Origin of the sequence: Acidiferrobacter sp. SPIII_3 (assembly GCF_003184265.1) — a bacterium.
In the GTDB taxonomy this organism is placed as follows: Bacteria; Pseudomonadota; Gammaproteobacteria; order Acidiferrobacterales; family Acidiferrobacteraceae; genus Acidiferrobacter.
Map to the genome: position 1 here is coordinate 2,376,643 of NZ_CP027663.1, position 13,358 is coordinate 2,390,000.

14 protein-coding genes are annotated in these 13,358 nt (G+C 64.5%); 6 read left to right on the top strand and 8 right to left on the bottom strand.

The genetic code is table 11. The features are described from left to right. The first annotated feature begins 2 nt into the window (after positions 1-2). Both trxB and C4901_RS11945 read left to right on the top strand, forming a co-directional pair. Positions 3-974: a thioredoxin-disulfide reductase gene (trxB, locus tag C4901_RS11940; RefSeq protein ID WP_110137523.1), complete on the top strand. Its 972-nt coding sequence runs from the start codon at positions 3-5 to the stop codon at positions 972-974. Beyond that, positions 958-1,494: a Smr/MutS family protein gene (locus C4901_RS11945; protein WP_205735978.1), complete on the top strand. Its 537-nt coding sequence runs from the start codon at positions 958-960 to the stop codon at positions 1,492-1,494. The genes trxB and C4901_RS11945 overlap by 17 nt, the downstream gene beginning before the upstream one ends. On the opposite strand, the gene ispF is transcribed toward C4901_RS11945, so the two are convergent. From ispF to C4901_RS11960, 3 genes are read right to left on the bottom strand one after another with little or no spacing between them, the layout of a single operon-like run. After that, the gene (ispF, locus tag C4901_RS11950) at positions 1,491-1,973 is read right to left on the bottom strand and encodes a 2-C-methyl-D-erythritol 2,4-cyclodiphosphate synthase (RefSeq protein ID WP_110137525.1); all 483 of its coding nucleotides are present in this window, start codon (positions 1,971-1,973) and stop codon (positions 1,491-1,493) included. The genes C4901_RS11945 and ispF overlap by 4 nt on opposite strands. 7 nt (positions 1,974-1,980) lie before the next feature. Then, positions 1,981-2,697: a 2-C-methyl-D-erythritol 4-phosphate cytidylyltransferase gene (gene ispD, locus C4901_RS11955; protein WP_110137526.1), complete on the bottom strand. Its 717-nt coding sequence runs from the start codon at positions 2,695-2,697 to the stop codon at positions 1,981-1,983. After that, entirely contained in the window at positions 2,694-3,203 is a 510-nt protein-coding gene (locus tag C4901_RS11960) for a CarD family transcriptional regulator (RefSeq protein WP_110137527.1), read from the bottom strand. The genes ispD and C4901_RS11960 overlap by 4 nt, the downstream gene beginning before the upstream one ends. A gap of 431 nt (positions 3,204-3,634) precedes the next feature. Here C4901_RS11960 and mfd point away from each other — a divergent pair, with 431 nt between their 5' ends. Then, positions 3,635-7,144 carry a transcription-repair coupling factor gene (gene mfd / locus C4901_RS11965; protein ID WP_205735979.1) on the top strand — a complete coding sequence of 1,170 codons (3,510 nt, stop codon included), beginning with the start codon at positions 3,635-3,637 and terminating at the stop codon, positions 7,142-7,144. Between the two features lie 527 nt (positions 7,145-7,671). Continuing rightward, entirely contained in the window at positions 7,672-8,115 is a 444-nt protein-coding gene (locus tag C4901_RS11970) for a hypothetical protein (protein WP_145960710.1), read from the top strand. Between the two features lie 581 nt (positions 8,116-8,696). On the opposite strand, the gene def is transcribed toward C4901_RS11970, so the two are convergent. Next, positions 8,697-9,233 carry a peptide deformylase gene (def, locus tag C4901_RS11975; RefSeq protein ID WP_110137529.1) on the bottom strand — a complete coding sequence of 179 codons (537 nt, stop codon included), beginning with the start codon at positions 9,231-9,233 and terminating at the stop codon, positions 8,697-8,699. Positions 9,234-9,292: 59 nt separating this feature from the next. Here def and C4901_RS11980 point away from each other — a divergent pair, with 59 nt between their 5' ends. Then, on the top strand, positions 9,293-9,865 hold the full coding sequence (locus tag C4901_RS11980) for a CsiV family protein (RefSeq protein ID WP_110137530.1): 573 nt from the start codon (positions 9,293-9,295) through the stop codon (positions 9,863-9,865). A gap of 26 nt (positions 9,866-9,891) precedes the next feature. Here C4901_RS11980 and C4901_RS11985 read toward each other — a convergent pair whose 3' ends face one another. The 4 genes from C4901_RS11985 to galU form a co-directional block, all read right to left on the bottom strand. Then, entirely contained in the window at positions 9,892-10,641 is a 750-nt protein-coding gene (locus C4901_RS11985; protein WP_110137531.1) for an S-methyl-5'-thioinosine phosphorylase, read from the bottom strand. Beyond that, on the bottom strand, positions 10,638-11,198 hold the full coding sequence (locus C4901_RS11990; RefSeq protein WP_110137532.1) for a hypoxanthine-guanine phosphoribosyltransferase: 561 nt from the start codon (positions 11,196-11,198) through the stop codon (positions 10,638-10,640). The genes C4901_RS11985 and C4901_RS11990 overlap by 4 nt, the downstream gene beginning before the upstream one ends. Positions 11,199-11,204: 6 nt before the next feature. Then, complete coding sequence (locus C4901_RS11995; RefSeq protein WP_065971623.1) at positions 11,205-11,573, bottom strand: DsrE/DsrF/DrsH-like family protein; 369 nt, start codon at positions 11,571-11,573, stop codon at positions 11,205-11,207. 111 nt (positions 11,574-11,684) lie between these two features. Continuing rightward, a complete protein-coding gene (galU, locus tag C4901_RS12000; RefSeq protein ID WP_110137533.1) occupies positions 11,685-12,554 on the bottom strand; it encodes a UTP--glucose-1-phosphate uridylyltransferase GalU in 870 nt (289 codons plus the stop codon). A 281-nt stretch (positions 12,555-12,835) separates the two neighbouring features. On the opposite strand from galU, the gene C4901_RS12005 reads away from it, so the two are divergent. Further along, positions 12,836-13,336, top strand: coding sequence for a DsrE family protein (locus tag C4901_RS12005; RefSeq protein WP_110138636.1), 501 nt, complete (start codon positions 12,836-12,838; stop codon positions 13,334-13,336). Positions 13,337-13,358 lie beyond the last annotated feature (22 nt).

The window sequence follows — 13,358 nt, forward strand, 5'->3', positions numbered from 1 at the left end:
TCATGTCATCCACTCGTCACGCCCGCCTGCTCATTCTCGGCTCTGGTCCCGCCGGTTACACCGCCGCCGTCTATGCGGCACGCGCCAATCTGCACCCGGTACTGATCACAGGGCTCGAACAGGGTGGCCAGCTCATGACCACCACCGAGGTCGACAATTGGCCAGGCGATGTCGAGGGATTGCAGGGGCCGGACCTTATGGAGCGCATGAAGCGCCACGCCGAGCGCTTTCAGACCGAGATCATCTTTGACCATATCCATACCGCCGATCTCGGCCAGAGGCCCTTTTCCCTGAAGGGCGACGCCGCGGAATACACGTGCGACGCCCTCGTCATTGCCACCGGCGCCTCCGCCAAGTATCTCGGGATACCATCCGAGGAACGCTTCCGGGGAAAAGGGGTGTCGGCCTGCGCCACCTGTGACGGCTTCTTTTACAAGGGTCAGGCCGTGGCCGTGATCGGCGGGGGCAACACCGCCGTGGAGGAGGCCCTGTACCTCTCGGCCATCGCCTCCGAGGTGGTCGTCGTCCACCGCCGGGACCGCTTCAAGGCCGAGGCGATACTGATCGATCAGCTGATGGCCAAGACCCGCGACGGCAACATCCGTATCGAGTGGAATGCGGACCTAGACGAGATCTTAGGCGACAAGAACGGCGTGACCGGTATCCGCATCAAGACCCCCGACGGACCCAAGGACATTCCTGTCCATGGCGTGTTCGTGGCCATCGGGCACGCACCCAATACCGGTCTTTTCGAAGGCCAGATCGACATGGTCAAGGGCTATATCAAGACCGGCCATATCGAGGGCCATCTGACGGCGACTAGCGTGCCTGGGGTGTTCGCGGCCGGCGACGTGCAGGACTTCATCTATCGCCAGGCGGTGACTTCGGCCGGCAGCGGCTGCATGGCGGCCCTCGATGCCGAACGCTATCTCGGGACGCTCGCAGGGAATGATGCTCATGGCGGACAAACCTGACGATACGCCCTCCTCATTTGCGCGCGCCATGACCGGTGTGCGCAAGCTCACCCAGGATCGGGTAGCGCCGTTTCGGCCGCGCCTACGCCCCATTCCTCGTCAATCGCGACGCGACCACGAGGCGGTGATCGTCGAGATGCTGACGTTCAGCCCGCAGGATATCGACCTCGCGACCGGCGACGAACTGTTGTTCCGGCGGCCCGGCATCGACAAGGAGACCGTGCGACGCATGAAACGCGGGCAATTCGCCCTCGAAGGCGAGCTCGACCTTCATGGACTGACCGTGGAGCAGGCGCGCGCGGCCTTCGCCGCGTTCCTGCACGAGGCGGCGCGTCAGGGGCTACGGTGCGTGCGCATCATCCACGGCAAGGGCCTGGGGTCGGAGGCGAGACTCCCGGTCCTGAAGGGCTTCGTAAACCGCTGGCTTCGGCAGACGAACGCGGTGCTCGCCTTTTGTTCGGCGCGTCCCGAGCAAGGCGGGACCGGCGCTGTCACCGTGCTGTTGCGGCGCCGATCCTAGGGCTTGCGGGGTCCGTCCAAGAGTACGATGGCGTGCGCGCTCATGCCCTCCGCGCGGCCGGTGTAACCCATGCCTTCGGTGGTCGTCGCCTTGACATTGACACAATCGACGGCCACCTCGAGATCGGCGGCCAAATGCTCCGCCATCCGCCCCACGAACGGCGCCAGACGCGGGGCCTCGGCTACTATGGTGGCATCCATGTTGACCACGAAGAGCCCCCGCTCCTTGATCATGGCGATCACCGCACGCAACAGCATGCGGCTGTCGCAATCGCGGTAGCGGGGATCCTTGGCCGGGAAATGTCGCCCGAGGTCGCCGAGCGCGGCGGCCCCGAGACAGGCACTCGTCACCGCATGGGTCAGGACATCGGCATCGGAATGACCCGCAAGCCCGCGCGGATGCGCGATGGTCACCCCTCCCAAGATCAACGGCCGCCCCGCGACCAGGCCGTGCGCATCGAACCCCTGTCCTATCCGCATATCGCCGTCATTTTCCTTCTTGTTGGGATTTTTGCCATGCCAGATAGATCTCGGCCAGGACCAGATCCTCGGGCGTCGTGATCTTGATGTTGTCCTGATGACCGGCCACGAGCCGCGGACGGCCCCCCATGCGCTCGATGGCGCCCGCCTCATCGGTGACGAGTTCATGCGCCGCCACCACGCTCGTAAGCGCCGCCTGCAATCTGCCGAAACGAAACACCTGTGGCGTCTGGGCGAGCCACAGATCGCGGCGATCGATGGTGGCGGTGATTGCCCCCAGGGCCCCGCCACGCTTGACGGTGTCGGCCACCGGGCACGCGAGGAGCGCCCCATCGGGGGCCTCGAGCGCGGCCTTGTAGAGGCGTTGCAGATCGGTGCCCCGCACACAGGGACGGGCGGCATCATGGACGAACACGAGATCGTCCTCCGCCGCCTGATCGGTCAGGGCGGCCAGCCCATTTAACACCGTGAGGGCGCGCTCGGCGCCCCCCGTGAAGGTCACGAGCGGAGTCGTAAGCGACAGGCGCAGTTCGGGCCAGTAGGGATCCTCCGCCGCCAGGCCCACGGCGATGGCGCGCGCGCCGAGATCGTCGAGACGACGCAGGGTATGCGCCAGCACCGGCGTGCCCGCAAGCGGGAGATACTGCTTGGGCTGGGGAGATCCGAACCTGAGCCCGCGGCCGGCCGCCGGCACGATCACGAAGACACGTGGAGACGATGTCACACGCCCTCGGACCCCACGCCGACGGAAGAGCGAATGATGTCGCGGGCGGCCTCGACGGTCACGCCCTGGACCGCGGCCAGCTCGCGCGCCAGATATCCGTCAGCCATCTCCAAAAGGCGCGCCTCCTCGAATGACAACCCGGCCCCGGCCTTCAGGCGCATCAGATCACGCACCGCCGAGCCCACCTGGAGAACGCCGCCGGACTGGATGCGGCGTTCGAGATCCTTGTAATGCTCGGCCCAATGTCCCGACGGGCGGGCACTGCTCTTGTCGGCCAGGACCTCCAGCAGGTCCTTTACATCCTTGCCGCGCAGCAGCGGACGCAGGCCGTTACTGACGGCCTTGGTTTTGGGTACCTTGATGGTGACGCGATTCTCGGGGATGCGGATGACGTAACAGAGCTCGTGCTCGACCCCGAACACCACCTCCTCCATGGCCTCTATGACTCCGACACCGGCAGAGGGGTAGAAAACATCCTGTCCGACCTCGAACTCGCGCTCCTTCATAAGGATTTGACGGCATGCATCGCGGCCATCGCGCAGGGGCGATATGCAACGCGCCGGCCCCCGAGGGCTTGGACGTCATATTTCGCCATCACCGCCTCTCCGTCAGTCGGGCCCATGAAAAACGCGCATTCCATCACTGTCTTGACCATAAGCCCCTCGATGGCCGCCGATCCGCGATGATCGCTCACTGGCAAGGGCTTTATTATGCCCTGAACCGCGGCCACACGACAACGCGACCGAAGGGACTCATCGCCCGGATCGTCCGTATCTGGCAAAACCGCGTGGCCGCAGACGAGCCTACGAGGACCGGAAAATGCGCGCCCAAAGACCGCATGGTCGCGCGTCATGGCGAGCGGCAGGTCTGCGCGCCCGGCCAACCGCCACGCCCTCCCTCCTCACGGTGCCATAGTTTGGATTACAATGCCGCCCCTATGCCGATGTCCGTCCCCGAGTTGCACACAATCCATTCCCCCCTGAACCCGCCGGCACCGTCTGGATCCGAGCACTGGGTGGGGCTCCATGCCAGCGCCCGAGGATTGGCGCTGGCGCGCGCCGCCGAGGCCGGGCGCCTCCTTATCGTCGTCACGCGGGACGTGCGTTCGCGCGAACGACTGGAAGACGAGATCGCCTTCTACCGCGACCCGAACGGGCCACCGATCCTCACCTTCCCGGACTGGGAGTGTCTGCCATACGACCGCTTTTCGCCTCATCCGGACATCCTATCGGAACGCCTGGCGACACTCGCCGCCCTGCCGCACCTCACCCATGGCCTGGTGCTCACGGCTGCGGCCACGCTCATGCACTATCTGCCGCCGGCCTCGCACCTGCTCGGCCACAGCTTCCTCCTGCAAGTCGGCGACAGGCTCGATATCGAACGCTTTCGCGAGCGCCTCGTGCAGGCCGCCTATAACGCCGTGGGTCAGGTCATGGAGGCCGGTGAATTCGCCATCCGCGGCGGACTCATCGACCTGTTCCCCATGGGGGCCGGCCGCGCCTATCGCATCGACCTCTTCGACGATGTGGTGGAATCGATTCGCACCTTCGACCCCGAGACCCAGCGCTCGCAGGAGACCCTGCCGGAGATACGCGTATTACCGGCACGCGAACACCCGCTCACGACTGATGCCATTCAGACCTTCCGGTCGAATTATCGGGCGGCGTTCGCCGGCGACCCGCGCGCAAGCCTCATATACCGCGAGGTGAGCGAAGGTCGCAGTCCGGCGGGCATCGAATATTATCTGCCGCTCTTTTTTGCAGAGATCGCGACCTTCGCCGACTATCTGCCGGCGCATGCAGCGCTCGTGCTCATGGAAGGGGCACGCGCGCAGACCGAGCACTTCGAACGGGAAACGGCGGAACGCTATGAGGCCTCCCGCGGACATATCGAACGGCCGGTGCTTCCACCCGACCGGTTGTTTCTGACGGCCGCCGGACTCAAGGATCGCCTGGAGCGGTTTCCCGAGATCTCGCTCGATGCCGAAGGGGCCGGCATTGTCCGGCACTTCGCAACCCGCGAACCACCGTCTTTGCCGCAAGACACCCACGCCCCCGAGCCCTATGCGGCGTTGCTTGCGGCGCTCGCTGCCGGTACGCGACGCACGCTCATAGTCGCCGAGGCGGCCGGCCGACGCGAGGCCTTGCGCGAAGCGCTCACCGCCCACGGGTACCGTCCGCAGAGCTTCGATTCGTGGCATGCCTTCGTCCTGGATCAGGCGCCGCTCGGCCTCATGTCCGCGCCCCTCGACCGTGGGCTAGAGCTCGATGAACCGGCGCTGCGCGTTATCGTCGAATCGCAACTCTACGGTGAGCGCGCGCAACAGAGACGACGACGCGTAAAGACCCGCGATCGGCAGACCCTCATAAAAGGGCTTGGCGAACTGCACACCGGGGATGCTGTGGTGCACGAGGATCATGGCGTGGGTCGCTACCTCGGACTCGTGAGACTTTCGGTCTCCGATATCGAAAACGAGTTTCTGGCGCTCGAATATGCGGGCGGCGACAAACTCTATGTGCCGGTGACGGACCTCCACCTCCTCGGCCGCTACACCGGCACCGATCCCGAGCACGCGCCCCTGCACAAACTCGGCAACGAGGCCTGGGACAAGGCCAAGCGCCGCGCCGAGGAAAAGGCGCGCGATGCCGCAGCCGAGCTCTTGGAGATCTACGCCCGCCGTGCCGCGCGACCGGGACATGCATTTGCAGCGCGCGGCCCCGAGTACGCGCGGTTCGCGGACGCCTTTCCGTTCGAAGAGACCCCCGACCAGACACGCGTCATAGCCGAGGTCTTGACCGACATGGAAAGCCCGCGGCCCATGGATCGCCTGGTATGCGGGGACGTCGGCTTCGGCAAGACCGAGGTGGCGATGCGCGCGGCGTTCCTCGCCGTCCAGGATCATAGACAGGTCGCGGTCCTCGTGCCCACCACGCTGCTTGCCCAGCAGCATTACCAGAACTTTCGTGACCGCTTCGCCGATCTCCCCGTGGAGATCGAACTCTTGTCGCGATTTCGCACGCATCAGGAGATCGAGGAGGCCCTGCGCCGCCTCGAGAGCGGCCGCGTCGACATCGTCATAGGAACGCACAGGCTCTTGCAAGAAGACGTGCGCTTCCAGGCGCTCGGACTTGTCATCGTCGACGAGGAGCATCGCTTCGGGGTCCGGCAGAAGGAGCGCATGAAGGCGCTACGCGCCCACGTCGACATCTTGACACTGACCGCGACCCCCTTGCCGCGCACCTTGAACATGGCGCTCGCCGGGATACGCGACGTGTCCTTGATCGGCACGCCACCCCAGGACCGGCTATCGATCAAGACCTTCGTGACCCCGTGGGATACGGCGCTGATCCGCGAGGCGTGCCTGCGCGAAGTACGCCGTGGCGGCCAGGTCTATTTCCTGCACAACGACGTGCGTTCAATGGCGCGGCGCGAGCATGAACTGAAGGCCTTGCTGCCGGAAATCGACATCCGCGTCGCCCACGGGCAGATGCCGGAGCGCGAACTCGAGCGCGTCATGCTCGACTTTTATCATCAGCGCTTTCACATCCTGCTGTGCAGCACCATCATAGAGACCGGCATCGACGTCCCGACCGCCAACACCATTATCATCGAAAGGGCCGACCGCTTCGGTCTGGCCCAGCTCCACCAGCTGCGCGGACGCGTCGGTCGTTCACGCCATCGGGCCTACGCCTATCTTCTGACCCCCGATCCCGCGGCGCTTACCGCCGATGCCCGCAAGCGCCTCGACGCGATCGCCTCCCTGGAAGACCTCGGGGTGGGCTTCGCGCTGGCCTCGCACGATCTCGAGATCCGCGGGGCCGGGGAGCTTCTCGGGGAATCGCAGAGCGGTCAGATCAACGAAGTGGGCTTTGGGCTCTACAGCGAACTCCTGGAGCGCGCGGTCGCGACCCTGAAGGCCGGACGCGAGGGCGTCGGCGAATCCGCGCTCTTCACCCGCCCGACCGACATTGAGTTACACGTGCCGGCCTTGCTCCCCGAGGACTATTGCCCCGACCCGCACCTGCGGCTCGTATTCTACAAGCGCATTACGAGCGCCGCGTCCGACGAGGAACTAGACGACCTGGCCGGCGAACTGGCGGACCGCTTCGGGACACCTCCCAAGGCCACCACCCGCCTCTTTCGTCTCGCGCGCCTAAGACGTCTCGCCCGGCCGCTTGGCATCACCCGCATCGATGCCGGTCCCAAGGGCGCGCGCCTCCAGTTTACGCCAAACCCGGCCCTGGACCCGGCAGACCTCATCGCGCTCATGCAAGCGGCGCCCCGGCAATACCGTCTGGACGGACCCAACGGCCTGCGCGTCCAGGTCGAGTGGACCGATCCAGATACCCGTATCGACGGTATCATGGCGCTCGTCGCCCGTCTCGCGTCCGGGGCACAGCCCATGAAACCCCCAGCCCAGACCCCATCGCGCCCGCGCGCGCGCTAACCCCCTCGCCCCACATCAAGGTTACAACCCTTGCCGGCATGGGCTGGGGGCGGGCGTAGCTGCTGAGCGCCTCCGCCACCCCACCATCACTGCGGGGGCCCGCAACACATCGGCAGGGGCGTGATGGACGACGGGAGCCATGGACCCGCGGGCCGGTCGCGAGCCGCGCGCGGGAGACTTGCGCCACACGAACACGTCGCCATCACCCAAGCCCGCGCCCAGGCATCGGAAAGGCCCCCCGGGGCGCTGCGCGCCCCGCAGGCCCGGAAACGCGGCTATAATTCCGTTGTCGCCATCGAGAATGTCGTCATTCCACCCGGCGCCATGGCCGGCCGGGAACGGTCCGCGCGGAACGACGGATCACGCGCGGAAAAGCGCTTGCGGGGGTGCCATACGAATCAAGGGAGGTGTTGGGCCCATAGTGCGACGTGGGCGCCGGGCAGTTTTTGGCCCAACCGCGCGCGCCACCGGACATTCACGGGCGATGCCAGACGCCCTGTGGCGCATACGGGCACCGGCGTCGCGCCATGAGGCCATCGCGAGATCGCGTACGGCTCCTGCTTTTCGTGAGTTCGATCGCCCTGTTCAGCTATTCCCTGTCCCTTCCGGCACTCCTCTTCGCGCATCACCGCCCGCTGTCGGGGCTCACGATCCTGGCATCGGGGTGGTGGGGCATGCTCTTTTTTCAGTTTGCCTGGTTCGCCAATCCGGCATACGCCTTTGCGCTCTTCTGGTATCTGCGCCACGAAAGGTCCAATACGGCCTTCCTGTCCGGACTTGCCCTGCTCCTCGGGGCTACCTCGCTTGGAACGAAGGAATGGTGGTTCAACGAAGGGGGCGGCACACCGATCACCGGTCTCGGGAGCGCGTTTGTAGTCTGGATGTCAAGCTTCGTTTGTTTGCTGGCGGCAGGCGTCATTCCCGCCACACCCGGTACACCGCCCGGGATGTCGCCGGCACCCGACCCGTAGCGCCCCGTCGGAGTCTCAATAGGCGAAGGAGCCACAGCAACCATCATAGTGAATTCGCCCGGTACACCAACCCGCGACCGGAGTCGCGGCCTTTATTCCGGAGAACACCGCGGTGCCGCATTGGAAGGTTACCCGAAAGCCGTGGCTTGCGACCCGGCGGATTTCCCGGTCGGGCGACACCGGCGGCCGAATCGTGCCCGAAGAACCGCATCCTGTGCGTCTGTCTCAAAGTCCCCGGCTCGCGTCGGCCATCCCTCGTGACTTGCTGAAATCACCACGCCACGTCGGGGATACGGGCGATTCGCCCAATTGAGCGCCATTCCTCCCGCGACGGCCTCCGGGGTGTCCACCGCAACCCGTTTTGGGGCCCAGGACCCTCTCCCGTCTTGCGTAACCCTAAAAGTCCCCTGCGGGGTCGTCAGAATCACCGCAAGCCGGCGTCTGGCGTCGCTTTCGCGGACTGCCGAGCGAAGTCCACTGCGGTTTTTACGCGGCCGCGCCCAAGCAGTCCGTTCCTGCCTTTTTGGCCAAAAGACCACCGGCTTCATGTCGCGACCTTCGCCAACCGCTGGCCTCGCCCCTCAAGCGTCCTGTTCGGCGAAACCCTCGGGGAATAATACGCTCTCGTAGCCGAAAAATTTGAGATCATGGATGCGTGAAGGGTACAGAATACCGTCCAGATGGTCACACTCATGCTGCACGACGCGCGCATGAAAACCCTCGACCTCGCGGTCGATCACCGCACCATCGATGCCAAAGCCCCGATAACGTACGCGCCGATGACGCGGCACGAGTCCGCGCATGCCGGGCACGCTCAGGCATCCCTCCCAGGCCTCCTCCTGCTCGTCATCCAAAGGCTCAATGACCGGGTTGACGAGGATGGTCTCGGGGACCACCGAGGCATCGGGGTAACGCGGATTGGCGGTAACACCGAACAGGACAACGCGTAGCGGCACGCCGATCTGCGGGGCGGCGAGCCCGGCACCCTGCAATGCAGCTATCGTATCCTTCATGTCGGCCACGAGGTCGGCAAGTGCAAGGGCCGAGATGTCGGTCACCTCCTGCGCCCGCGCCCACAGCAAAGGATCGCCCATTCGCCGGATCGCCCTTACCGCCATGACTTTACCCTCCATCCGTTCGGCCCCATACTAGCGGCATTGTATCAGAGGAGAATTTCGTGCGTCGTATTGTCCTGATCGCCGCCGCCACCCTGGGCCTCGCCGCGCAGGCCTGGGCCGCTTCCCCACGCCTCTACGAGGTCGATGTCCTGGTATTCGCGAACCATCTGCGGAAACTGGACGGGAATGAACACTGGAACCAGGAAAAGATCACACCCATCGCGGGCTTCAAGAAGGCGCTCTCCCCCAGTCATGGCCTGCCCCAGGGCTCACAGCTCGCGGTCGCGCAGTCGATATTGGCGCGCCACCCGCATTACACGATCCTCGCGGCACGCAGCTGGGTGCAAAACGTGATCGCCTTGCGCAAAACCAAGGCGGTACGTATCACAAGCCGCCGCGATGGGCGGCTGAAGGGCGTCATCCGCGTCTTTCAGTGGCGGCTCATGCATGTCGCCCTGGATCTGCACTACACGCCAGACGCTACGACCCATTCATCCCGTCAGGCAACGGTCTATCAGATGGTCGAATCGCGACCGGTGGCACTGCGGGCGACCAACTACTTCGATCACCCCAAGTTCGGGGTCCTGGTGCGGGTCGTACCCTATACAGGGCCCGTGGCCCCGCCCCACTAAGCGGGTTACGGTAAGACGCCGCCCTCTCAGGCACCGTACAATCGCGGGATTGCATGCTCGAGGAGCGTACGCACCTTTGTCATGCCGCTTTCGAGATGACGTTCTATGGTGCGCAGATCGATTTCACCCTCGACCTTCCCGGCGGCATAATTGGCCACTACCGCAAGCGAGGCGTAGCACAGACCAAGCTCGCGCGCCAAAGCGGCCTCCGGCATGCCGGTCATGCCCACAATGTCGGCCCCGTCGCGCTCGAGTTTCAGGATCTCGGCCGCCGTTTCAAAGCGCGGGCCCTGGGTCGCCGCATAAGTCCCTTGGGACGCTAGGGCGAGCCCGGCGCGTGATGCGCCGTCGCGCAACACCTCGCGCAACGCCTCGCAATAGGGATGGGTGAAATCGATGTGTGTGACCGGCTCGGGATGGCTCCCGAAAAACGTGTGCGCGCGTCCGTATGTGTAATCGATGATCTGATCCGGGAGCACGAGGGTCCCTGGCGCAAGAGCGGTATTGATCGCGCCCACGGCATTGACCGCGATCACATCGCTTACACCGCATTCCTTCAAGGCCCACATATTGGCCTGATAATTCACGCTATGCGGCGGTATGGTGTGGCCGTGGCCATGACGCGGCAAGAAGATCACCTCATGCCCACCCACAAGCCCATAGACCATGGGCGCCGACGGCTCGCCATAGGGCGTGCGCATCACGCGGCGCTCACGAACCGTGAGATTGCGCAAATGGGTGAGCCCGCTGCCTCCGATGATCGCAAGCGTCTTCATGGGAGCGCGTAGATCTCCTTTGTGTTGCGCAGAAAGCCGTTGTAATCCATGCCGCAGCCGAAGACATAGCGGTCCGGGACATCGAGGCCGGAGAAATCCGCCTCCAGGCCCGCCGCCCGCGTCCGCTTCTTCGTGACCAGCACCGCCTTCAATACCGCCGCCGCCCCGCGCGCCTGCAGGGTATCGGCCAGCGCCGCCAGGGTCACCCCTTCGTCCAGGATGTCATCCAGCAACACGATGGTGCGCCCGGCCACGGGAAGGCTTGGGCCCGCCGCCCAGGTGATCTCCCCGCCAGTCAGCGCGCCGTGATAGCGCGTGGCATGGACGTAATCGACCTCCAGGGGGAAGGTGAGTCGCGGCAACAGGTGTCCCGCGAACACCAGGGCGCCATTCATGACGACCATCATGATGGGGTTGGCCCGGCCCACGGCGTCGCGGATCGCGAGCGCCATGTGGTCCAAGGCCTTATCGACATCGGCCGCGGCGTGAATCCGCTCGGCCGTTTCCAGCACCTGCCAGGCCTGGCGCGCCTCGGATGCGCGATCACCCTCCCCCATCAGAAATCAATACGTAAAGGTGACCGTGTCATCATCCATCGCCTGGGTGATGACATAGGCCCCGCCCACGGTCTCCTCGATCTCCGGGATGAGGTCCTTGCCCCACAGATCGAGGGTCGGCGTGCATACCTTGAAATGGACGCCCGCCTCGTGCGCGTCCTTGATGAAATCGTAGACCGACTTGCTGCTACCTTCCTGCACGAAGAGCTTTTCCGCAACGCCTCTGACCGCCAACTCACCGGCGCGGGCCGTCAATACCACCGTCACCTCATACTCCATTGCCGCCGCCACGGTCGCCTGAAAAAACGGCGCCCCGAGCTCGGAGGGGTTATGCGGGTCGGTGTTCACCATTATCATCAGAAGCTTGTCTGCCATCGCTACACTCCGCTCAAACGGTCCAAGAAAGACGCGCGATCTTAACAGCTTTCGCTTATAAATCCCATAGCCAAGCGCGGGCGTAGCGATGACGATCAGGCCCGTCCGGCGTTATAGGCTCAGGGTCTTCAGATAGGCGCGGAACTCGTTTTTGAGCTGCGGGTGACGCAACGCGTACTCGACCGTGGCCTCGAGATAACCAAGCTTGCTCCCGCAGTCGTAGCGCTTGCCCTCGAAGGCGTAGGCCAGCACCTGCTCCTTTTCGAGGAGCTTCGCGATGCCATCGGTCAGCTGGATCTCGCCCCCCGATCCGGCCCCCAGGCTCTCCAGAAGATCAAAAATCGGCGGTGTCAGGATGTAGCGCCCCACGACCCCGAGGGTCGACGGGGCCTCGGCCGGTACCGGCTTTTCGACGATCGCCTCCACCCGATGCAGGCGGTCGTCCCACGGGCGCACCTGCACAATGCCGTAGGCACCCGTATCCTCGCGCGGCACATCCTGCACACCGATGATGGCATTATGATAATGCGCGTAAAGGTCCACCATCTGGCGCAGCGCCGACGGCTGGGCGTCTATGAGATCGTCGGCCAGAATGACCGCGAACGGCGCATCTCCCACGACCTGGCGCGCGCACAGCACCGCGTGGCCAAGCCCCAAGGCCTCGGCCTGGCGGATATAGATGCATGTCACCTCTTTGGGCAATATGCCGCGCAAAGACCGCAGGATCTTATCCTTGCCGCGCACCTCGAGTTCGGCCTCGAGTTCATAGGCCTTGTCGAAATGGTCCTCTATGGCGCGCTTGCTGCGGCCGGTCACGAAAATGAGTTCGGTGATGCCGGCATCGATGGCCTCTTCGGCCGCATATTGAATGAGCGGCTTGTCGACCACGGGCAACATCTCTTTCGGGCTCGCCTTGGTGGCCGGCAAAAATCGCGTCCCCAGGCCAGCGACCGGGAAAATCGCCTTTTTTACAACGCTCACTGCACAAACCCCCTTCTTAAGGCAACGTGCCAGGCACTTCCCTGGCCCTTGTCACGATTCTATAAGCAAGGATCGGCGCGGCGCCATCCCTCCCCCAAAAGGTTCCTGGCGCTCCTGCCCCTTGGCACAGGCGGACGCATCGGGATGCATCCCCGTCCGCGCACGGGTACTGACCTTGCCTCGCCCTCATGCGCTCACTAGGCTTAAAGCCGGGGCCGGACACGGCCTCGTATCGCCTCTACTGTCTCATACACCACCACATCACCCTTGGGGAGGATACCATGAAGGACTTGCGAGGACTCATAGTCGCGGTTGTGATCGCGGTTACGGCGCTGTTGCCTCCGGTGGCGCGCGCCGACACACTGAACGACCGCGCGGCGCTCGCCGGATTGCACGTCGCCAAGACGATATTTCTGGTGAGTGTCCGCCAACCGGTGGCCGTCGAGCACCTGATCCGGGTCATCGGCCTGACCGAACGGCAACTGCGCGCGCAAAAGGTGACACCGCGCATCATTGTGGTGTTCATTGGCCCCGATGTGGCCTTTCTGACACGCAATCGGCGTGGCATCCCCTACACCGATGAGCGTGCCGTGGCCAATATTCACAAGGAAATCACCGGGCTTGCGCGCCAAGGCATCCGCTTCCAGGCCTGCGGGGTCGCCCTGCACGGCATGGATGTGAATCCGCGCACACTGATCGCGCCCGTGACACCCGTCGAAAACGGCTTTATCTCTGTCATCGGCTATCAGGAAAAGGGCTATGCGCTGATCCCGATCGGCTGATCCAAGGCCTCGTCATCCCGGA

Excerpts from the sequence above, each read along its gene's own strand:
- trxB (WP_110137523.1), top strand. The coding sequence starts at position 3 with ATGTCATCCACTCGTCACGCCCGCCTGCTCATTCTCGGCTCTGGTCCC.
- C4901_RS11945 (WP_205735978.1), top strand. The coding sequence starts at position 958 with ATGGCGGACAAACCTGACGATACGCCCTCCTCATTTGCGCGCGCCATG.
- ispF (WP_110137525.1), bottom strand. The coding sequence starts at position 1,973 with ATGCGGATAGGACAGGGGTTCGATGCGCACGGCCTGGTCGCGGGGCGG.
- C4901_RS11960 (WP_110137527.1), bottom strand. The coding sequence starts at position 3,203 with ATGAAGGAGCGCGAGTTCGAGGTCGGACAGGATGTTTTCTACCCCTCT.
- mfd (WP_205735979.1), top strand. The coding sequence starts at position 3,635 with ATGCCGATGTCCGTCCCCGAGTTGCACACAATCCATTCCCCCCTGAAC.
- C4901_RS11970 (WP_145960710.1), top strand. The coding sequence starts at position 7,672 with ATGAGGCCATCGCGAGATCGCGTACGGCTCCTGCTTTTCGTGAGTTCG.
- def (WP_110137529.1), bottom strand. The coding sequence starts at position 9,233 with ATGGCGGTAAGGGCGATCCGGCGAATGGGCGATCCTTTGCTGTGGGCG.
- C4901_RS11985 (WP_110137531.1), bottom strand. The coding sequence starts at position 10,641 with ATGAAGACGCTTGCGATCATCGGAGGCAGCGGGCTCACCCATTTGCGC.
- C4901_RS11990 (WP_110137532.1), bottom strand. The coding sequence starts at position 11,198 with ATGGGGGAGGGTGATCGCGCATCCGAGGCGCGCCAGGCCTGGCAGGTG.
- C4901_RS11995 (WP_065971623.1), bottom strand. The coding sequence starts at position 11,573 with ATGGCAGACAAGCTTCTGATGATAATGGTGAACACCGACCCGCATAAC.
- C4901_RS12005 (WP_110138636.1), top strand. The coding sequence starts at position 12,836 with ATGAAGGACTTGCGAGGACTCATAGTCGCGGTTGTGATCGCGGTTACG.